18 protein-coding genes are annotated in these 20,434 nt (G+C 72.3%); 11 read left to right on the plus strand and 7 right to left on the minus strand.

What is annotated here, in order from left to right:
* Positions 1 to 220: 220 nt before the first annotated feature.
* A complete protein-coding gene (locus ACH4G3_RS30090; RefSeq protein ID WP_397627460.1) occupies positions 221 to 1,693 on the plus strand; it encodes an MFS transporter in 1,473 nt (490 codons plus the stop codon).
* 22 nt (positions 1,694 to 1,715) lie between these two features.
* Here the strand turns inward: ACH4G3_RS30090 and ACH4G3_RS30095 are convergent, their stop codons facing one another.
* Entirely contained in the window at positions 1,716 to 2,435 is a 720-nt protein-coding gene (locus ACH4G3_RS30095) for a TetR/AcrR family transcriptional regulator C-terminal domain-containing protein (protein ID WP_397627461.1), read from the minus strand.
* A gap of 104 nt (positions 2,436 to 2,539) precedes the next feature.
* Between ACH4G3_RS30095 and ACH4G3_RS30100 the strand changes: the two genes are divergently transcribed.
* On the plus strand, positions 2,540 to 4,255 hold the full coding sequence (locus tag ACH4G3_RS30100; protein WP_397627462.1) for a CocE/NonD family hydrolase: 1,716 nt from the start codon (positions 2,540 to 2,542) through the stop codon (positions 4,253 to 4,255).
* A 14-nt stretch (positions 4,256 to 4,269) separates the two neighbouring features.
* On the opposite strand, the gene ACH4G3_RS30105 is transcribed toward ACH4G3_RS30100, so the two are convergent.
* Together ACH4G3_RS30105 and ACH4G3_RS30110 are read right to left on the minus strand one after the other, a co-directional pair.
* Positions 4,270 to 5,499: a M20 metallopeptidase family protein gene (locus ACH4G3_RS30105; RefSeq protein WP_397627769.1), complete on the minus strand. Its 1,230-nt coding sequence runs from the start codon at positions 5,497 to 5,499 to the stop codon at positions 4,270 to 4,272.
* Between the two features lie 794 nt (positions 5,500 to 6,293).
* A complete protein-coding gene (locus ACH4G3_RS30110; protein ID WP_397627463.1) occupies positions 6,294 to 6,890 on the minus strand; it encodes a DUF7010 family protein in 597 nt (198 codons plus the stop codon).
* A gap of 475 nt (positions 6,891 to 7,365) precedes the next feature.
* Here ACH4G3_RS30110 and ACH4G3_RS30115 point away from each other — a divergent pair, with 475 nt between their 5' ends.
* The 5 genes from ACH4G3_RS30115 (at position 7,366) to ACH4G3_RS30135 (ending at position 10,931) form a co-directional block, all read left to right on the plus strand.
* Positions 7,366 to 7,989, plus strand: a complete 624-nt coding sequence (locus ACH4G3_RS30115) for a glycoside hydrolase family 11 protein (RefSeq protein WP_397627770.1) — start codon at positions 7,366 to 7,368, stop codon at positions 7,987 to 7,989.
* Between the two features lie 2 nt (positions 7,990 to 7,991).
* Positions 7,992 to 8,696 carry a polysaccharide deacetylase family protein gene (locus ACH4G3_RS30120; RefSeq protein WP_397627464.1) on the plus strand — a complete coding sequence of 235 codons (705 nt, stop codon included), beginning with the start codon at positions 7,992 to 7,994 and terminating at the stop codon, positions 8,694 to 8,696.
* Between the two features lie 174 nt (positions 8,697 to 8,870).
* Complete coding sequence (locus tag ACH4G3_RS30125) at positions 8,871 to 9,665, plus strand: SAM-dependent methyltransferase (RefSeq protein ID WP_397627465.1); 795 nt, start codon at positions 8,871 to 8,873, stop codon at positions 9,663 to 9,665.
* Between the two features lie 42 nt (positions 9,666 to 9,707).
* The gene (locus tag ACH4G3_RS30130) at positions 9,708 to 10,406 is read left to right on the plus strand and encodes a hypothetical protein (protein WP_397627466.1); all 699 of its coding nucleotides are present in this window, start codon (positions 9,708 to 9,710) and stop codon (positions 10,404 to 10,406) included.
* A 36-nt stretch (positions 10,407 to 10,442) separates the two neighbouring features.
* A complete protein-coding gene (locus tag ACH4G3_RS30135) occupies positions 10,443 to 10,931 on the plus strand; it encodes a MarR family winged helix-turn-helix transcriptional regulator (RefSeq protein ID WP_397627467.1) in 489 nt (162 codons plus the stop codon).
* Here the strand turns inward: ACH4G3_RS30135 and ACH4G3_RS30140 are convergent.
* Entirely contained in the window at positions 10,920 to 12,107 is a 1,188-nt protein-coding gene (locus tag ACH4G3_RS30140) for an MFS transporter (RefSeq protein WP_397627468.1), read from the minus strand. The genes ACH4G3_RS30135 and ACH4G3_RS30140 overlap by 12 nt on opposite strands.
* Before the next feature lie 78 nt (positions 12,108 to 12,185).
* Here ACH4G3_RS30140 and ACH4G3_RS30145 point away from each other — a divergent pair, with 78 nt between their 5' ends.
* The 3 genes from ACH4G3_RS30145 (at position 12,186) to ACH4G3_RS30155 (ending at position 14,634) form a co-directional block, all read left to right on the plus strand.
* Positions 12,186 to 13,172: an ArsR family transcriptional regulator gene (locus ACH4G3_RS30145; protein ID WP_397627469.1), complete on the plus strand. Its 987-nt coding sequence runs from the start codon at positions 12,186 to 12,188 to the stop codon at positions 13,170 to 13,172.
* 9 nt (positions 13,173 to 13,181) lie between these two features.
* Positions 13,182 to 13,685, plus strand: a complete 504-nt coding sequence (locus ACH4G3_RS30150) for a glutathione peroxidase (RefSeq protein ID WP_397627470.1) — start codon at positions 13,182 to 13,184, stop codon at positions 13,683 to 13,685.
* Between the two features lie 70 nt (positions 13,686 to 13,755).
* Entirely contained in the window at positions 13,756 to 14,634 is an 879-nt protein-coding gene (locus ACH4G3_RS30155) for a MerR family transcriptional regulator (protein WP_397627471.1), read from the plus strand.
* Positions 14,635 to 14,739: 105 nt separating this feature from the next.
* On the opposite strand, the gene ACH4G3_RS30160 is transcribed toward ACH4G3_RS30155, so the two are convergent.
* From ACH4G3_RS30160 to ACH4G3_RS30170, 3 genes are all read right to left on the minus strand, one after another.
* Positions 14,740 to 14,931 (minus strand): DUF397 domain-containing protein, encoded by a 192-nt coding sequence (locus ACH4G3_RS30160; RefSeq protein ID WP_010035575.1) that lies wholly within the window; start codon positions 14,929 to 14,931, stop codon positions 14,740 to 14,742.
* A gap of 205 nt (positions 14,932 to 15,136) precedes the next feature.
* Positions 15,137 to 15,994 carry a helix-turn-helix domain-containing protein gene (locus ACH4G3_RS30165; protein ID WP_020277020.1) on the minus strand — a complete coding sequence of 286 codons (858 nt, stop codon included), beginning with the start codon at positions 15,992 to 15,994 and terminating at the stop codon, positions 15,137 to 15,139.
* A 223-nt stretch (positions 15,995 to 16,217) separates the two neighbouring features.
* Positions 16,218 to 16,973 carry a GOLPH3/VPS74 family protein gene (locus ACH4G3_RS30170; protein ID WP_397627472.1) on the minus strand — a complete coding sequence of 252 codons (756 nt, stop codon included), beginning with the start codon at positions 16,971 to 16,973 and terminating at the stop codon, positions 16,218 to 16,220.
* A 144-nt stretch (positions 16,974 to 17,117) separates the two neighbouring features.
* Between ACH4G3_RS30170 and ACH4G3_RS30175 the strand changes: the two genes are divergently transcribed.
* Entirely contained in the window at positions 17,118 to 20,387 is a 3,270-nt protein-coding gene (locus ACH4G3_RS30175; RefSeq protein WP_397627473.1) for a D-alanyl-D-alanine carboxypeptidase, read from the plus strand.
* Positions 20,388 to 20,434 lie beyond the last annotated feature (47 nt).

The following is a 20,434-nucleotide window of genomic DNA, read 5'->3' on the forward strand; positions in this document are numbered from 1 at the left end:
GGAGCGTGGGGGGCCGTGTCAGGGCCTGGAACGCCGCACCCCGGGTACAGCGCGGTCTGCCGGGCGGCCGCGTGCGGGAGGAGAGTTGAGCTGCCGGAGCGGGCGGCCCGTCCGCCGGGGCCCAGGGGGTGCGCGACACCGGTCCGCGGCCTCGGGAAACGGGCCGCGGCCGCCCGCCCGGTCGTCACTGCTCAGCCGTCACCCGCACCAGGAGTTCACCATGCCGGCCACGCCTGCCCCGTCCCCGCCCCCTAGCCCCGGGCAGGGCTCGGCGCCGTCGGTGCCCGTGCCGTGGCGACCGCGGTCGGGCCGGGCCCGGCCGTCCGCGCCGCCCGGCGAGGGCCCGGCCATGCCTCGGCGGGGCCGCGTCGCCCTGGTCGCTTCGCTGCTCGGCTTCACCGTGATCACCATCGACGTCTCGGCCGTGAACATCGCGCTGCCCGCGATCCGGGACTCCCTCAGCGGCGGGATGGCCGGGCTCCAGTGGGTGGTCGACGCGTACACCCTGATGTTCGCGGCCCTGATGCTCTCCGCGGGCGCCCTCGCCGATCGCATCGGCGCCCGCCGCGCCTACGCGTGGGGCGTCGCCTTGTTCACCCTCGCCTCGCTCGCCTGTGCGCTCGCGCCCGGCATCGGCGTGCTGGTCGGCGCGCGGGTGGCGCAGGGTGCCGCCGCCGCGATCGTGATGCCGGCCTCGCTGGCGCTGATCCGGCAGGCCTACGACGACGCCCGGGCGCGTGCCCGCGCCATCGCGCTGTGGACGGTCGGCGGCTCGGTGGCGATGGCCGCGGGTCCGGTACTGGGCGGGCTGCTCACCGACTCGGCCGGCTGGCGGGCGGTCTTCCTGCTGAACCTCCCTGTGGGCGCGGTCATCCTGGGCCTGCTGGTCCGGGTGCCGCGCTCCCCGCGCCGGCCCGCCGCACTGGACGGCGGCGGCCAGCTCACCGCCGTACTGGCCCTGGCCGGGCTGGCCTTCGCGGTGATCGAGGGCGGCCACCTCGGCTGGACCAGCGGGCCCGTGCTGGCCGCCGCTGCCCTCGCCCTCGTCTCCGGGTACGCCTTCTACGTGGTGGAGGCCCGGCACCGCCGGCCGATGGTCCCGCTGGGGATGCTGAGGGACCGCCGGGTGGCCGTCCCGCTCGCGGTCGGTTTCGCCGTCAACGCCGCCTTCTACGGCGGGATCTTCCTGCTCGGGCTGTACTACCAGCAGCTGCGCGGGATGTCGGCGATCGCGGCCGGGCTGATGTTCGTCCCGATGTCGGCGGTGGTGACGGCGACCAACCTGGTGTCGCCGCGGATGGCGGAGCGGATCGGGCGGCGGCCGGTGATCGTCACCGGGCAGCTGGTCTTCACCGGAGCGATGCTGGCCATGCTGCCGCTGGCCGCGCACACCCCGGTGTGGCTGGTGCTCGTCCTGCTGCTGCCGTTGAGCGTCGGCGGGGCGCTCGCGGTGCCCGCGGTGACCGCGCTGCTGATGGACGCCGTCCCGCAGGAGCGCGCGGGGACCGCCTCCGGGCTGCTCAACTCCCTTCGCCAGACCGGCGGTGCGCTTGCCGTCGCCCTCTTCGGCAGTCTGCTCACCGGCCCCGGCGGGGACTTCTCCCTCCCGGGCATGCGCATCGGCCTGCTCGCCGTCGCCGCCCTCCTCCTCGCCACCGCCGCCCTCTCCCGCCTTCTCCTGCCCCGCGGCTGACCGCGCCTCCGCCAGAGCGGGATCAGCCGGTGGCGAGGCCGTCGATCAGACGGTTGAGGAAGCGCGTGAAGGTGGCTTCGGGGGTCACGGCGCGTGCGGGGGCCGCGAGGGCTTCGGCGAGTTCCGGGTGGTGGCCGTCCGTGGCGACGGTGGCGAGGTAGCGGGCTTCCGCCGCGGCCCGGTCGGGGGACCTGGCGGCTGCCGCCTGCGTGATCTCGTAGGTGACGTGCCCGGCGACGAATGCGGTGAGCTGGGCGAAGACCTCCAGCTTCGCCGCGCCGTCCAGGCCGGTGGGCCGCAGGGCGGCGAGGGCGTGTTCCAGGAACGCCAGGGTGTTGGGGCCGGGGCTGCGGCGGGTGGAGAGAGCGGTGGGCAGCCAGGGGTGGCGGAGCATGAGGTCGCGCTGGCGGTGGCCGATGGCCTTCAGGTCGGCGCGCCAGTCACCGGTGAGAGGAGCCGACGCCGGCAGTTCGCCGCTGACGTGGTCGACCATCAGCTCCAGCAGCGTCTCCTTGTCGGAGGCGTAGCTGTAGAGCGACATGGCTCCGGCTCCGACCTGTGCGGCGACCCGCCGCATGGTGACCGCTTCGAGCCCTTCCGCGTCGGCCAGGGCAACGGCGGCCGCCGTGATCGCCTCGCGGCTGAAGCCCGGCCTGCGGCCCCTGCGGGGCTGCTCGGGGCTCAGCCACAGCTGTCGAGGGTCGGTCCCGGGGGTCCCGGACCCGCCGCCGTCACGCGTCACCGTCTTCGTCCTCCCGTCTGCCGTCGATACGAGTCGCCGTGGTGGTGGTCGCCATCCAAGCATCCTCTATTCTCGTACGACGTACGAAAATAGAGGAGGGACCCATGGCATCACGCGACCACGACCCTGCGGCCAGGCCTGTCCGGACACCGCCCGGCCGGAAGCCGCCGCTGTCCTCACGGATGATGAGGGCGATCTGGCGCGGCCTGCCGGACAAGCGGCACGAGGTCGGGTGGGAGCCGGGGCTTGTGGTGCCGGCCGCCGACGGAAGTCCGCTGGTCACGGACCACTACTTCCCCCGGACCACCGGCGACTTCCCCACCCTCCTGGTGCGTTCGCCGTACGGCAGGGGCCTGCCCTGGTCCCCCATGTACGGCATGCTCTTCGCCGAGCAGGGTTTCCACGTGGTCCTGCAGAGCTGCCGCGGCACCGGCGGCTCGGGCGGCACGTTCGATCTGTGGCGCAACGAGGCCGCCGACGGCCTGGCCACGGTGTCCTGGCTGCGCGATCAGCCCTGGTTCGACGGGACGCTGGGGACGGTCGGTCCCAGTTACCTGGGATACGTGCAGTGGGCGCTCGCCCTGGACCCGCCGCCGGAGCTGAAGGCCATGGTGGTGCAGGTGGGTCTGCACGACCCGTACGCCCTGTTCTACGCCGACGGTGCCCTCCGGCTGGAAAACGCCCTGCTCGTCGGCCTGGGGATGACGTACCAGCACCGGGGGACCGTGCCGTTCGCCCGGGCCGCGCTGCGCCTGCAGCGCCGTATGCGCGACATCATCACCGCGCGGCCGCTGCGCGGGGCGTACGTGTCCGCGCTCGGAGAAGTGCCGTGGCTGGACGACGTGATGACGCACCCGGACGCCGACGACCCGTACTGGGACGGCGCGTCCCTGGCACGGGCCGCCGAGCGCCTGAGCGTCCCGACGAGCCTGATCTCCGGGCGGTACGACGCCCTGGCCGACCAGACCTTCGAGCAGTATGCCCGGCTGCGACAGGCCGGATGCGACACCGCCCTGCTCGTCGGCCCCTGGACCCACACGTCCGCCATGCAGCAGGGCTGGCCGGAGGTCTTCGCCGAAAGCCTGGCCTGGCTGCGCGCCCACCTGTGCGGCGAGTCCTCAGGGCTGCGTCCCACGCGGGTGCGCGTGCACTTAGGCGGCGAGGACGTCTGGCGGGACCTCGACGACTGGCCGTCCCTCTCCCCCGCCACCACCTCGTCCACCACCTCATGGGTTCCCACCGCGGACGGGCATCTCGACCGGCGAACCGACGCCGGGACCACGGGCGGCGCGGGATCCGCCCCGCTGGCGTCCCTGCGCTACGACCCCGCCGACCCCACGCCGTCCATCGGCGGCCCTCTGCTCTCCCGCACGGCCGGCCCCCGCGACAACAGCGTGCTGGAGGGCCGGGAAGACGTCCTGACGTTCACCGGCCCGCCGCTGGCCGAACCCGTGGATCTCCTCGGTCCGGTCTCCGCGCGGCTGAGCGTGTCCACGGACACCGGGTACGCCGACGTCTTCGCCCGCCTGTGCGACGTGGACGCCCGGGGCCGCTCCACCAACGTCTGTGACGGCCTGGCCCGGCTGGAGACGGTGGGGCAGGCGCCCTCGGAGGTCACCGTACGGATGAGCTCCACCGCCTACCGCTTCCCGGCCGGGCACCGGATCCGCTGGCAGATCAGTGCCGGTGCCCATCCGCGCTACGCCCGCAATCCGGGTACCGGCAAGTCCCCGGTGGACGCCGTCGACTTCACACCGATACGCGTAACGCTGCACTCCGGCTCCGTGCTGATGCTGCCCCACGGATCCCGGCCCGCGTGACCTCCGTGGACCCTCTAACGGTGGCTCCGCTGCGCGAGCCACCCCGCCATCGCCCGTACCCCGATGCCGATGGACCGCTCGTCCGGGGCGAAGTCGGGGAAGTGCGGGTAGCTGGTGGTGATCGGGGCGCCGGGAGCGCGGACGCCGAGGAAGGTGTAGGTGCCGGGGAGGCGGTCCAGGAAGAGGGCGTAGTCCTCGCCGCTGAAGGGCGGGAACGCGGAACGGAGCGTGGCGACCGAGTCACGGCCCAGTGTGCGGCGCAGGTGGCGGGCGAGTGCGCGGGCGTCGGGTTCCGGGCAGACCAGGGCCGGGAACGGCTCGGCGGGGAAGCCGACCGTGGCTCCCGCGTACGACGTGGCCAGCCGGCGGATCTCCCCGCGTATCTCCGTGTACCGCTCCTGCGGCCAACAGCGGTAGGACACGCTCACCTTGGTGTCCTGCGCCGAGGCCCGGAGGGCGATGAAGCGGGCGAACGGGCCGTCGGGCGTCTGGGCGTCGGTGACCATCCGCTCGATGTCCGCGGGCGTCTGCGGGGGTGTCACCGTGGCGAGCGCGCCGATCTCGGCGGCCAGGCGCCGCGCGGCCCCGGGTGCGTCCGGGCCCTGGAGCGTCACCTCCGCCTTGTCCTGGCCCGGCATCCCGTAGCCCCCGGTCACGGCGAACCGGCCGACGGGGAAGGGCCCGCAGTGCAGCGCGTGGATCTCCTCGACGCGGGTGCGCTCCAGCACGCCCGCCTCGATCAGCGCGCGGGCTCCGGACAGGCTCTCCTCGGCGGGCTGGAAGAGGAACACCACCGTGCCGCTCAGGTGCCGCCGCAGCCGCGCCAGGACCTTGGCGACGCCCAGGGCCACCGTCGTGTGGATGTCGTGCCCGCAGAGGTGGGCCGCGGCCTCGCCGCCCCCGACGATGTCCTTGGGCGGCACGGCGTCCATGTCCGCCCGGTACGCGACCGCCCGGCCCGGGCGCGTGCCGTGCAGGACACCGACCACGCCGTGGCCGCCGACCCCGGTGGTGACGGTCAAGCCGGCCGCTCGCAGCTCCCGGGCCACCAGGCCCGCGGTGCGACGCTCCTCCCCCGGCAGCTCGGGGTGCCGGTGGATGTCCCGCCGCAGCTCGATCAACCCGGCCTCCAGGCGCGCCACTTCGGCATCGACCGCCACGTTCCCCACCGGTCTCCCCCACCCGTCGGCGACGGCCGGCCCCGCGGCACCCCACACCGTTCCCGCACCGGCTGCCGCCGCCATGCCGGCCAGCAGCGTACGGCGGGCCACACCATGCTCCGTAGGACGCTTCACCGTTCCCCCTCGTGATCCGTCGGTTCGTCTTGGTACACGATCACTTCTCGCGCATGCCGCCGCCCATCCGGCGAGCCACCGCTCATGGGTGGGGACACCCCCCAGGCCGGCCCTCACGGGGCGGCACCACCGCGGCCGACGTCAACGACGTCACCCAGACTTTCGCCTTTTACTTGGACCGCTGGAATGAGGACACCCCGCTGGCGCTGACTGGAAGCGCGAGCATGGCTGAAGGGCCGCCACGTGGACATGCGCCGCTCCAGCCGTCGGAGGATGATTGGAAGAACAGAACGCCCTCACTCCTCGCCGGGAGGGATCATGCAACCGGAGAGCGGCGCAACCCTGACAGAAGCTCAGGAAAGGGCCTACGCTGAGAATCAAGCTGACTTCGCGAAGCTTGATCAGCAGATACACAGCGTCCAAGAAGCCGCTACGGCACGGCTGGCGGCCAGCGGCTTGCACTTCGACGAAGACGCTACATCCTGCCTCCTCTGCGGTTGCACCGGCTACGAAGGCGTATCCGGTGCCTGTGGCAACTGCAACCACGGGCGGCTCAGGCATCGCGGATTCCGTTGAGCCCACGAGGCAGAATGGCGGCTCTCAGCTCAGCAGAGAGAACCTGAGGAGCCGCACGGACGGGCGGGACCGGCTCGAGAGTCGCCCGAGCGCGGGACCGCTCAGCCCGTCCCGTTGCTTCGGCTGTAGTCGCACGGCCCACATGTGCGCTCAGGCTGCAGGCGGCGTCAGCCGCGCACGGCCAGGTGGTACGAAGAGCCCCACAGCACCACCGCGCTGCCCAGGCCGACCACGATCCGCACGGTCTCGCTCGCCAGGCCGGCCGCGACGAGGACGAAGCCGGCGACCGCGACGGCCGTCAGCAGCGCCGCCGTCCACCGGTACTGCCACTGGTCGTACAGCCGGGCGAGCGGAAAGAAGTGCAGTCCCACGACGAGGGCGATGCCCGCGGGGGCGGCCTCGGGGTGGCCCGAGGCGTTGGACACGGCGATGACGGCGAAGATGGCCACCAGCTCCACGGAGTTGACTACGCCCACGCCGCGCGCCCAGTTCGCCGGCAGGCTCACCATGCGGGACGAGGGCGAGGCGCTCTTGCGGTACCCCAGGTAGATCGCCGCCGCCGTGAGCGCAAGCGCCGCCACCTCGATACCCAGCGGGGCGGCGTCCGTGGCCGAGCCCGTCCCGGAGGCCGCCGCGACGGCCCACACCAGGGCGAACACAGAGAGCACGAGCGTTCCCCTGCGGCGCAGACTGCGGGTGAGCGCGAGGCACTCAGCGTCCGTGACGGACGGGGTGGGGGGCGTCGCGGGAGACGTAGCTGTCATTCGCGGAGAATACATCGGAATTTCCGCCCCTTATTGGCGGTTTTCAGCCAGCCCTCAAATGCCGCCGAACCATTGACGTGACTCACGTTCTCGCATTCATTCGCGGTAATTCCCGGAACCGGATCCAGGCATGGAAGACGCGATGGACCTGGCCGGCTGCCTGATCCGGAAACGATGCGAAACATTCGAGTACCGGAGCCACACTCTCCGCGCCAGAAGGGCAAGGCGCTCACCACCCCGGCAACCCACCCAGCCGCCAATGACCGGTTGAACTGGGGAAATACCCTACGCCACGCCCCGACAGCCAACGAATATTTCGCAACTCGCACCGAAACCATTGACAGTTGACAGGGCCCGGCCAACACTCCCGATGACACAGCTCCCCATCGACCGACCCCCACAAGGACGAGGAGGAAGCACCCCCATGAAGAAGTCATCGAGCCGTTTACGGCTGCTCATCAGCAGCGCATGCACCATGCTGCTGGTCGCGTTCGCCACCATCGGCATGCCGGGCACCGCCCACGCCGACACGGTCGTCACCAGCAACAAGACCGGCACCGACAACGGCTACTTCTACTCCTTCTGGACCGACGCCCCGGGCACGGTCTCCATGACCCTGTCCTCCGGCGGCAAGTACAGCACCTCGTGGCGGAACACCGGCAACTTCGTCGCCGGCAAGGGCTGGAGCAACGGTGCCCGCCGCACCGTGAACTACTCCGGCACGTTCAACCCGTCCGGCAACGCCTACCTGACCCTCTACGGCTGGACGGCGAACCCGCTGGTCGAGTACTACATCGTCGACAACTGGGGCACCTACCGTCCCACGGGCCAGTACAAGGGCACCGTCACCAGCGACGGCGGCACGTACGACATCTACAAGACGACCCGGTACAACGCCCCGTCCGTCGAGGGTGTCCGGACCTTCGACCAGTACTGGAGCGTCCGGCAGTCCAAGAGGACGGGCGGCACCATCACGGCCGGCAACCACTTCGACGCCTGGGCCCGGGCCGGCATGCCCATGGGCAACTTCAAGTACTACATGATCATGGCGACCGAGGGTTACCAGAGCAGCGGCAGCTCCAGCATCACGGTGCGCTGACCATGGCAGCCACGCCGAGGTCCTCGTTCCGCACGCTGCTCACGAGGCTGACCGTCCTCGCGACGGCCGCAGCCGCCACCCTCACGGCCACCACGACGGCCGCCACCGCCACCCCGTCCCGGGCCGCCGCCTGCAGCGGATACGTCGGTCTCACCTTCGACGACGGCCCGTCCGGCAACACGGCCGGCCTGCTCGACGCGCTCCGCAGGAACGGGCTGCGGGCCACGATGTTCAACCAGGGCCAGTACGCCGCCGCCAACCCGTCCCTGGTCCGGGCCCAGGTGGCCGCCGGCATGTGGATCGGCAACCACAGCTACACCCACCCGCACCTGACCGGCCTGAGCCAGGCCGGGATCGACTCCGAGATCTCCCGGACCCAGCAGGCGATCGCCAACGCGGGAGGCGGCACACCGAAACTGTTCCGCCCCCCGTACGGCGAGACCAACGCGACGGTCAAGTCGGTCGCGGCCCGCCACGGCCTGACCCAGATCATCTGGGACGTCGACTCCCAGGACTGGAACGGCGCGAGCACGGAAGCGATCGTCCAGGCCGCCGGCCGCCTCACCGACGGCCGGACCATCCTCCTGCACGACTGGTCAGCCAACACCCTCGCAGCGATCCCCGGCATCGCCCGGGTACTGGCGTCCCGGGGCCTGTGCGCGGGCATGATCTCGCCCCGGACGGGCCGCGCGGTGGCACCCGGCTGAGCGAACGGCGCGATGGCCTCAAGCGCCATCGCGCCTCCCGGGCAACACCGGACGGCCCGTTGGCCGAAACCCCACGGTGACCCGGTGGCGGGCCGGACAACATCCGTATCCCCTCAGGGAGTTCACCTAGGTTGGTGGACCGGTCCCCTTCCCCACCCCCCAGGAGGCCCCGCCATGCTCGACGACAGCCTGCGTGCCCGTATCGACACGTCCAAGCCGCACTCGGCCCGCTTCTGGAACTACTTCGTCGGCGGCAAGGACAACTACGAGGTCGACCGCGAGATCGGCGACCAGATCAAGTCGATCTTCCCGGGCCTGGTCGACGTGGCGGTCACGAGCCGCCGGTTCCTGGGCCGGGCCGTCCGGTACCTGGCCGTCGAGCAGGGTGTGCGGCAGTTCCTGGACGTCGGCACCGGGCTGCCGACCGCCGACAACACGCACGAGGTCGCCCAGCGCGTGGCACCGGACTCCCGGATCGTGTACGTCGACAACGACCCCATCGTGCTGGCCCATGCCAACGCCCTGCTCACCAGTACGCCCGAGGGCAGGACCGCCTATCTGGACGCAGACCTGTACGACCCGGAGGCGGTCCTGGAGGCCGCCGCGGGCACGCTCGACCTGTCCCGGCCGGTCGGCCTGATGATCCTCAACACGCTGGGGCATGTCGCCGACCACGAGCAGGCGCGGGAGCTCGTGCGGCGGCTCATGGCCGGGCTGCCGGCCGGCAGCCACCTGGTGATCAGCGACAGCACCGCGACGAGCGAGGGCATGATCGCCGCGTCGGAGGCCTACAACGCGAGCGGGGCCGTGCCGTATCACGTCCGTCCGGTTGCCGAGATCGCCGGGTTCTTCGACGGGCTGGAGCTGGTGGAGCCGGGAGTGGTACGGGTGCCGGAGTGGCGGGCGGAGCCCGCCGATGTCGACGCCGCCGGTGTGGACGCCTACTGCGGCGTTGGCCGCAAGCCGTAAGAGATCCTTTGCCCTGATGATCCCCCACGCGATAATCAGGACATGTCCGCACCGCCCCCCGCCCCCGAGCCGGTCCGGCGGCTCATCAGTGATCTTCTCGCGGTGGGTGAGGCGTACGGCCTCGTCCTCGCGGGCGGGTACGCCGTGCTGGCGCACGGGCTGGTGCGGCGGGGCGGCCGGGACGTGGACGTCGCCACCGAGCACCCCGCCGGGATGGACGGCATCGCCGGCACCGTCCGGACGGGGCTGGTGGCGCGCGGCTGGCTCGTGCAGACGCTGGAGAGCGATCCGCTGTCCGCCCAGTTCCTCGTCACCGACGCGGCGACCGGTGCGGAGTACGAGGCAGGCATCCGCAAGGAAGTGCTGTGGCGCCCGCCCGTGACGACCGGGCTCGGACCGGCCCTCTCCCTCGACGACCTCGTCGGCACCCGGGTGCGGGACCTGGCCGACCGTGGACTCGCCCGCGACCTGGTCGACGTCCACGCCGCCTCGGCCCGCTGGAGCCACCCCGAACTGGAGGAACTCGGCCGCCGGCACGCCACCGAGCCCTTCGACCTCACCGACCTCCAGGCCCGGCTGACCGGCACGGACTGGCTCGATGACCGCGCGTTCACCGCCCACGGCCTCGACGCCGAGTCCGTCGCCGGACTCCGCCGCTGGGCCCAGGAGTGGGCCGACGACATCGCGGAACGGCTCATCGAGGGCGGTGCCCCGGACGAGAGCGCCCCGGACGAGGAGTGACCCGCACGGGGACTGACCGGTCGGTACCCTGACCGGATGGGGAAAGGGGCAACCGGGCAGGTGGGGGTGGTCGCCGCGCTCGTGCGGGCGGCGTTCCTGGTGGACGGTGTGTACGCGGAGGCCAGCCGGACGTACGGACTGACACCGCAGCAGGGGCAACTGCTCTGCGTGCTGATGCCGCAGCCGTACGGGATGGGCGAGCTCGGCGAGATGCTCGGGCTGGCGAAGTCGAGTCTGACCGGGCTCGTGGACCGGACGGTGCGGCGCGGGCTGGTGCGGCGGGAGGCCGACCCGCGCGACGGACGGGCCGTTCGGGTGGGGCTGACGGAGGAAGGCGCCGCGCTCGCCGAGAAGTTCTACGCCGAGACCTGCCGCCGGATGGAGGCCCTCCCGTCCGGGCTGAGCGGCACCGAGCGGGAGCGGCTGGCCGTCCTGCTGTCGCGGGTCGTCGCCGACAACGAGGTTCCCGAGGTGTTCGTGGAGGCCGAGCAGCGGACCGGCCACCGAAGCAGTTCACGGTCCTGACACCGCCGCCATCGCCCGCCGCTCCCGCCTTCCCGCCGTCATCAGCGCCAGCGTCACCCCGGCCGAGACCGTCGCCATCGCCGTCATCGCCCCCGCCGGGGAGGTCAGTTGGGCCACCGAGCCCGCGAGTGTCGCTGCCACGCCCTGCATCGTGAGCATGCCTGCCGAGTGCAGGCCCAGGGCGTGGCCCGTGAGGGTGCCGGGCGTCAGGGCCACCAGCCGCTCCTGCTGGACGAGGCTCGCGCCGAAGCCGACCGAGGCCAGTGTGACGGCGGCCGCCGCGAGCGGCAGCGGGGGGTGGAGCAGGAAGGGCACGTACGGGGCGGCCAGGAGCAGCAGGAGCGGGAAGCCCAGGCGGGGGCGCAGGCGCGGTGGGACCAGGCGGCCCACCAGGACGTCCCCGGCCAGCATGCCGAGCGCGGCGCAGGCGAACAGGGTGCCGGCGGAGTCGGGGGCGTAGGAGACGTAGAGGGATTCGCAGCCGACGACCAGGCCGTTGGGGATCCAGAGGGCCAGATAGACCTGGCGGCGGGGTGCGGACGACCAGAGCAGGGCGTTGGTCCGCCACGTCGCCGACACCGAGGGCCGGCCGGCCGTGCGGGGTGGGCGGCCGGTCAGGCCGAGGTGGACGACCGCGGCCGCCAGCAGATAGAGGGCGGCCGATGCCAGCAGGGAGGCCCGCGGGGACAGCAGGGCCACGAGCGCGCCGCCGGTCGCGTATCCGGCGATCTGCATGAGACCGCTCATCATGTTGAAGACCGAGCGGCCCAGCAGATAGCCGTCCTTGGAGAGGATCTCGTTCAGCAGACCCCAGCGCACGCCCCCGCCCACCGACTTCGCCAGCCCCATGGCCAGGACGATCACGAAGAGGGCCCAGATCGGTAAGCCGGGCAGGGCCAGGGCCGCCGTGCCCGCAGCGAAGAGGAGGGGCAGGGCCGTGAGGGCCGCGCGCGGGGGCAGCCGGTCGGCCGCCGAGAGCAGGAGCGTCGCACCCAGCACCTGCACCAGCGACGAGCCGAACATGCTCACCGCGGACAGCAGCGGCGACTCGGTCGCCCGGTACACCAGGGTGCCCAGCGCCAGTCCGCCCATCGTCTCGGCGACCGTCTGCGCCGACGCGGCCAGGAAGAACGGGGTGAACTCGGGGGTACGGAACAGTTCGCGGTAGCTGCGCATGGCCGGAGTCTCCGGCCGGCCCGGACGGCGTGGTTATTGTTTCGCGCAGGAGCGAAACATCGTGGCCGGGGGCGGTTCATGGGCTGGTGGCAGGTCAACGCCGACACCCTCGCGGGAAGCCGGTTCGTCCTCTCCCCGCTCGCCGAGACCTTCGCGAGTCTGCGGCTGCTGCACACCGGTGTGGCCACGCACCCCGGCGAACGGCGCTGGCTCGACACCCACCTGCCCGCCTACCGGCGCCGGCTCGCGGAGGATCCGGTCACCGCGCTGCTCGTGCGCTCCGGGCTCGGTCCGGAGTGGATCGCCGACTTCCTCACGCCGACCCCGCGTGCCGGGGAGAGCTTCGCGGACGAGGTCGCACGGGTCCGGGAGGCCTCCCCCGACGCCGCCCGCGACCATCTCACCGTGTCCCTGCGCGGTCCGCTCCCGCCCCGGCTGGACCGCGACGACCTGCCCGAACGCGCCGCCGGGCTCCTGGCGTACCTCTGGGAGGAGGCAGTGCGCCCGTACTGGCCCCGCCGCCGGCGGGTACTCGAGGCCGATGTCGCCACCCGGACCGCGCAGGTGGGCCGGGGCGGCTGGGCGGCCGCGCTGGACGCGCTGCGGCCGGGCACGCGGTGGCTCGGTGAGAACCGGCTGCAGGTCAACGCGCACGAGTATCCGCCGCGGGAGATCTCCGGCGCGGAGCTGGTGTTCGTGCCGGTCACCCCGCAGCGCGTCGGCTGGGTGTCGTGGGAGGGCACCGACCGGTACGCGCTCGTCTACCCCTGCGCGGGCGTCCTCGCTGACACCGGTGGCAGGCCGGTACCCGCGAGCCTCGCCGCCCTGCTCGGCACCGCCCGGGCCCGTGTCCTCGTCCTGCTGGACACCCCGCTGAGCACGAGTCAGCTGGTCGCCGTGACGGGCCAGGGCCTCGGCTCGGTCGGGCGGCATCTGCGGGTCCTGCTGGACGCGGGCCTGGTGGAACGGGCCCGGGCGGGCCGGTCGGTGCTGTACGCGCGGACGGCGGCCGGCCAGGTGCTGGTGGAGGCCGGAACCGGCGGGCCCGGCACCCGCCGGAGTTAGCATCCGCTCATGACGACTAGCAACGGTTCCTCTCCCCTCGACGTCGAGATCGGTGCCCTCCAGGGCGGTTCCGCCGACCTGTCCCAGTACGCGGGCAAGACGGTGCTCGTGGTGAACGTGGCCTCCAAGTGCGGCCTGACCCCGCAGTACAACGGGCTGGAGAAGCTCCACGAGCGCTATGCCGAGCGTGGCTTCACCGTCCTCGGCGTGCCCTGCAACCAGTTCCTCGGGCAGGAGCCCGGCAGCGCCGAGGAGATCGCCGAGTTCTGCTCGGCGACCTACGGCGTGACCTTCCCGATGACCGAGAAGGTCGAGGTCAACGGCGAGAACCGGCACCCGCTGTACGACCGCCTGACCGGCTTCGCCGACGCCGAGGGGCACAGCGGGGACATCCGCTGGAACTTCGAGAAGTTCCTGATCGGCCGGGACGGCACCGTCGTCGCCCGTTTCTCCCCGCAGACCGAGCCGGAGGCGACGGAGGTCGTGGCGGCGATCGAGTCCCAGCTGGCCTGACACCGCCCCGGTTGACCTTGCCCCTGGGGCAGGGCCGAGCGTCCTCGTCATCGGGCGGAAGAGCCGCCCGGTGACGGAGGATGCCGTGGTGGACGTACCGGACCGTGACCTGCTCACCATCGGGGCGTTCGCCGCGCGCGCCCGGCTGTCGGCCAAGGCCCTGCGGCTGTACGACCGGCTGGGGCTGCTGTCCCCGGCGCACGTCGACGAGGCCACCGGCTACCGCTACTACCGCGCCGGCCAGGTCGAACGGGCCCGGCTCGTGGCGATGCTGCGGCAGCTGGACATGCCGCTCGCCCGGATCGCCGAGGTGGTCGCGGCGGGCGACGGGCCGACGGCGGCCGAGCTGCTCGGCACGTACTGGGCGGACGTCGAGGCGCGGGTGGCGGGGCAGCGGACGCTCGCCGAGTACCTCCGTGGACGACTGTCGGGGAGGAGCTCCGAGATGTACCAGAGGTTCGCGATCGAGACGGTGGACGTGCCCGAGCAGGTGGTGATCACCGAGAAGCGGCACACGCTGGCGGACGAGCTGCCCGCGTGGATCGGCGCTTCACTGGGCCGGCTGGAGGCGGCGGCCCGGGAGTGCGGGGGCGTGAGCGGCGTGCCGTACGTCGCCTACCACGCCGAGGTGTCGATGGAGAGCGACGGCCCCGCCGAGGCGTGCGTGCCGGTCGCCGACGAGGCGGCTGCACGGGCCTGGGCGGAACGGCACCGGCGAGCCTGGGAGACGGCCGTGCGGGTGGAGCCGGCTCAGCGGCTGGCGTACACCCGGATCACCAAGGCGCAGGTGGCGCACCCGCAGATCCTGGCCGCGTTCGAGGCGGTGGAGGAGTGGATGGCTGCGGAGGGGCTGACCGCGACCGGTCCGTGCCGGGAGCTGTACTTCGCGGACTGGGAGGCGGCGGGAGCCGAGGACCCGGTGTGTGATGTGGCGTTCCCGGTGAGCTGATCGCCCTCGGAGGCCCGCGGGCACAAGCGGAGCCCTCTCGGCAAGGACGGCGAGGCTGGTCGAGAGGGCTCTTCGGGTGGTGCTTGTGCTGTTGTGAGCGGTGGCTCAGGCCTTGACCGAGGCCACGAAGGCGCTCCACGCATCGGCGGGAAACGCCAGCTTGGGACCCTCGGGGATCTTGGTGTCCCCGAGTTCCAGGGCCTCTTCGACGGTCGACCTGACCATCACACAGGCGCCGTTGTTGTTGGTGTAGGAGGACGTCGTCCACGTTTCCGTGGCGCCCAGACGAATTGCCATGTTCGCTCCGTAGCAAGTTGCGTTTACGCCAACCCGTGCTGGTGGTTGGCGTGATCGACGCTACTCGCCAACATCCTCGTTCGGAGCAGTCATTCACTCGACCGGATGGCATATTCCAGGGGAGACTTCCAGTCAGGCGTGTCAGGGGTGTAGCATCCCGCGCTTTGCCGGCCGGAAGGTCCGGTAGGTCCTGCCTCACGGACGGTCAGCGGGCGTACTCCTTCGCCCGGCGCTCGATGAGCTGCCGCGACTGGTCCACGTTCAGCGACTGCGCGCGCAGGTGCTCGTACATGACCGTGTACTTCTGCACGTCGAGCGGCTTCTCCAGGTACAGGTCGCTGGTCACGCCCTCGATGTACACCACGCTGGAGTCGGCCGCGTCGGCGAACTCCAGGATCGAGTACTGGCCGTTGATGCCGGCGTGCGCGCCCACCTCGAACGGCAGTACCTGCACGGTGATGTGGGGCAGCTGCGACATCTCGATGAGGTGCTCCAGCTGCTCGCGCATCACCTGCCGGCTCCCGACGATCCGGTGCAGGGACGCCTCGTCCAGGACCACCCACAGCCGCAGCGGGTCCGTCTCGGCGGTGATACGGCCCTGCCGGCGCAGCCGGACCTCGACGCGCTTGTCGTTGTCCGCCTCCGAGGCCTCGGGCGAGCCGCCCCGGATGATGGCCTCGGCGTACGCACGCGTCTGCAACAGGCCGGTGATGATCTGGGGTTCGTAGACCCTGAGCGACTCGGCGTCCGTCTCCAGGCCGATGTAGACGCTGTACGGGATGTCCCCGAAGGCGTGCCACCAGCCCTGCTGCCGGGAGTCCTTGGCCATCTGCATCAGCGAGTCGACGATCCGCTGGTCCTCGACCTCGTAGACCCCGCACAGGTCCCGGACGTCGCGCTGGCTGATGCTGCGCCGGCCGTTCTCCAGCCGGCTGATCTTCGACTGCGACACCAGCAGCCGCTCGGCGACCTCTTCGGCCGTCATGCCCTTGAGCTCACGGAGCCTGCGGAGCTCCTGGCCCAGCCGGCGCCGCCTGACGGTGGGATTGACATTGGACGCCACGGGACGTGCACCTCCGGCTGCGTGCCTCTACTTTGCGTATCTGCTGTTGAGCAGACTGCCACCAAGGTGCCTGCTACCGCTGGGAAACGGTGGATATGCGACGGGTACACGCCAGTTCGGCCCAGGGCACGCCGAGCGGGGCGGGGAGAGTGTGTGCTCTCCCCGCCCCGCTCGGACAGCGGCTCCCGTGACCGGGTTCTCGGGTGGTGCGTGGTGCTGCGGCTCAGTGCGCCACGGCCCGCGCCATGCTTCCGTGGCGCGGCTGCATCGGAACGCCTCGGGCGGGTTCCGCTGCGGGCCTGGCTCCGCCGGCGGCCTGACGGCCGGGCGGGGCCGGGCTGCGGCGCGGCTGCGCCGCCACGCCGTTCTGGACGTCCATCACGGCGTGCGCGACGAGACCGCCCATGGGGTCGTGCCTGATCAGGTCCCGCAGCCGGGAGCGGGACGAACGTCCCTCGTTACCCGGGTACAGGTGCTTGCCGAGGCCGACCGCGTGTGCCAGTGCGGCGAGCGCGGCGGTCCGCGGGTCCGGCGGTACGCCGGTGCGGATCGCCGAGTCCAGCCGGGCCCTGATCTCCCGGCTGATCTCGTTGTCCGTCGCCTGGTAGCGAGTCGTCGGCAGCACCCCGCACATCTGACCGGCCACGGCATGCACCATGCCGCACCGCTCGAGATGCGAGAGGTAGGTCTGGCGGAGCCCGAGACGCGGCCCGCCAATCCAGTTCACTGCCCGCACGGGAGCGCCGCGCCTACGCAGCAACTCCAACGCGCAGTCCAACGTTGGGTCTCCAGTCGGCCGTGGTACAACCACGGCGATACGATCCCCGTCTGGGGCTATCCGTCCGGCCAGTGCCAGCTCCACTAGCTGTGCTCCGGCCAGACCGAGGTCGAGCGACTGCGGCTGCGCAGTGGTACCCGTGGTCGGGTCCAATGCCAGCAGCAGAAGCTCCTCCGGAAGTGTTCTGCGGCTCCTGCCCATCCATGCCTCCCCGCGTGGATGAATGACAGGGTGACCCCTCTCACATTGGTCTGTCGAGGGTGCGTGACCGGTTCGTAGTGGAACCAGTAGGTATGTCGTTCTCGTCTACCGGATGGGTTCAGCCCGCGCACAGGACACTGGTACATGGTTCGGACAGCGCCGGGGAGCGGTGTCACGGGCGGCGGTTCACGGTTCGGTACGCGCACGCGGGGAGTGCGGCGCGAGGAGGAGGCATCGGTGGCGGGCGAGTCCCCCGACAGGTCGAAGCAGCGCGAGTCGTCGGCAGAACCGACGTCGGGGAGCGCGAGTCCGGTTCCCGAGGCCAGGAGCGAGGCCCCACCCAAGCGTGACCCGCGCCTCGCGGTGGCCCGGGACACGGAGAGGTCCGCGAAGCGCGGCGGCGCCGACACGGCGACCCGCGTGCTCTCCACCCGCACGGCGGAACAGCCGGCCGAGCGAGCGGCTGACGCCGAGCCGGACGAGGGCGAGAAGCCGGACTCGGCGACGGACGCCGGGCGGGTCGCCGGCGACGCCGGTGCCACGGGCACGGCTGACACCGAGCAGGGTGTGAGCGAGGCGGACACCGAGCGGGACACGGGCCAGACCGACTCGGCGGCTGACGCCGACCGGGACACCGGTAACGCCGATGCCACGGGCACGGCCGACGCCGAGCAGGACGAGAGCGACGCGGGCGCCGAGGAGACGCCGGCGGACGCCGGGCGCGACTCGGACGAGGCCGACTCGGCGACTGACGCCGAGCAGGACGCCGGCGCGGCGGGCACGGCTGACACCGAGCAGGGCGTGAGTGACGCGGGCGCCGAGCGGGACGCGGGCCAGGCGGACTCAGCGGCTGACGCCGACCGGGACGCCGGTGACGCCGGCGCGGGCGCGGCGGACGCCGGGCGCGACTCGGACGAGGCAGACTCGGCGGCTGACGCCGAGCAGGACGCCGGCGCGGCGGGCACGGCGGACGCCGAGCGGGACGCGGGCCAGGCGGACTCAGCGGCTGACGCCGACCGGGACGCCGGTAACGCGGATGCCGCGGGCGCGGCCGACGCCGAGCGGGACGAGAGCGACGCGGGCGGCGGGGAGACGTCGGCGGACGCCGGGCGCGACTCTGACGAGGCAGACTCGGCGACTGACGCCGAGCAGGACGCCGGTGACGCGGGCGCGGCCGACGCCGAGCAAGGTGCGAGCGGCGCCGGCGACGAGAGCGCGGCGGGCGACGCGTCCGGGGAGTCTGCGGACGAGCCTGTGAAGGGCTCCGGCGGGTCTTCGCCGACGGCCGGGGATTCGGCTTCCGCCGAGCCCTCCGACACCGACGAGGCCTCCGGCTCCGCCCGTGATTCCGAGCTCGCCGACTCCTCCGGCACCGACCAGGCCTCCGGCTCCGCCGGTGATTCCGAGCCCGGCGAGTCCTCCGGCTCCACCGAGCGCGGGGGCGACGCCGCCGCCAGTGACGGGCGGCTGCGGGATGCCGTGGCCGCGTGGGTCGCGTCGGCCGACCAGGACGCGGAGCCTGCGGCGGCCAAGGGCGCCGACAAGGGCTCCGAGGACGGCCAGGAGGCGGCTGAGAGGGCGGAAGAGCCCGTCGAGGCCGCTGAGGCCGTTACGGACGCCCAGAAGGCCGGGAAGCCCGCTGAGGCCGACGCTGACGCCCGGGACGACCGAGAGGCTGCCGAGGACGGTGCCGGTGCCCGGGGTGGGCGGGAAGAGGCCGACGAGCCGGAGGCGGACCGTTCCGCCACCGGTGGCACGGGCGATTCCGAGGCCGCCTCGGCGGACAGCACCCCCGCGGACGACACCGACACCGACAAGGGCGACGCCGAGCCCTCCGTCGACCAGCCCACCGCCGTCTTCAAAGCCGTGCGGCCCCCGGTCGACCAGCCCACCACCATGCTGAAGCTCGGCGGGGCCGCCAAGGACGCCAAGGACGCGCCCGAGAAGGACGCCGAGCGGACCAGTAAGTTCGTCGCGCTCAAGCCGCTGGACGATCCGTCGACGCGGAGGCCGGCGGCCGGCGCACAGGCCGGACAGGCCGGACAGGCCAGTCCGCCTGCTCCCGCCCCCGCCGACGCCACCGCCCCCGTCCCCACCGTCGGCCCCGAGCGGACCACCCAGCAGCCCCTTCCGCCCCGGCCGCCGCTGGATCTGCTGGCCGAGCTGACGAACACCCCGCCGCCGCCGGACACCCCGCTGCGGACGGCCGTGCGGCGGGTGAAGATCTGGACGCCCCTGGTGCTGCTGCTGGTGGTCGTCCTCGGCGTCGTGCAGAGCGTGCGCCCCCTGCCGGCGCCCACCCTCGAACTCACCGCCGAGGACAGCTACACCTTCGAGGGCGGCAAGGTCGACATCCCCTGGCCGGCCAAGGGCCAGGCCGCGCTGGACGTGCAGGGCATCGGCACGTTCGGGTCGTCCGGCGAGCAGAAGCCCGTGCCGATCGCGAGCGTCGCCAAGGTCATGACCGCCTATCTGATCCTCCGCGAGCACCCGCTCAAGAGCGGTGAGGACGGGCCGAAGATCGAGATCGACCAGGCCGCCGAGGACCAGTCCGACGCCGGCCAGGAGTCCACCGTCGACGTCACCAAGGGCGACAAGATCAGCGAGCGGGAGGCCCTGGAGAGCATCCTGATCGCTTCCGCGAACAACGTCGCGCGGCTGCTCGCCCGCTGGGACGCGGGTTCCGAGAAGGCGTTCGTGCAGAAGATGAACGACGCCGCCGAGGACCTCGGCATGAAGAACACGACGTACACCGACCCGTCGGGCCTGAACAACACCACCGTGTCCACGGCCGTGGACCAGGTGAAGCTCGCCAAGGCGGCCATGGAGCAGCCCGCCTTCCGCGAGGTCGCGGCGATGATGTCGTACGTCGACTACAAGGGCACCAAGCACGACAACTGGAACCGCCTGGTCGGCTACAACGACGTCACCGGCATCAAGACCGGCACCACCACCTCGGCGCTCGGCAACCTCGTCTTCTCGGCGAGGAAAGAGGTCAACGGTGAGACCCGCCGGATCGTCGGAGCCGTCGTCCGCCAGCCCGCCGGCGGACCGGACAACACCATCCTGGGTGCCGCGCTGCACGAGGGCGACAAGCTGATCAAGGCCGCGCAGGGCGCGCTGGAGTCGGCGACGATCCTGAAGAAGGGCACGGTCGTCGGGTACGCGGACGACGGTCTCGGCGGCCGTACGCCGGTCGCCGTCACCGAGGACGTCACGGCGGTCGGCTGGGCGGGCCTGTCCGTGAAGCTGACGTTCGCCGCGGACGAGCTGCCGCACACGGCGAAGGCCGGCACGAAGGTGGGCACGCTCACCGTCGGTGACGGCAGCACCAACGCGGTCAAGGTCCCGGTCGCCCTCCAGAAGGACCTCGTGGAGCCGGGCTTCGCGGACAAGCTCACCCGCCTCGGCTGAGCCGGCCCGCACGCGACCCGCACCCCGCCGGTGACGTCCCGTCCGGG

Source organism: Streptomyces afghaniensis (genome assembly GCF_044327915.1).
GTDB classification, from domain to species: domain Bacteria; phylum Actinomycetota; class Actinomycetes; order Streptomycetales; family Streptomycetaceae; genus Streptomyces; species Streptomyces afghaniensis.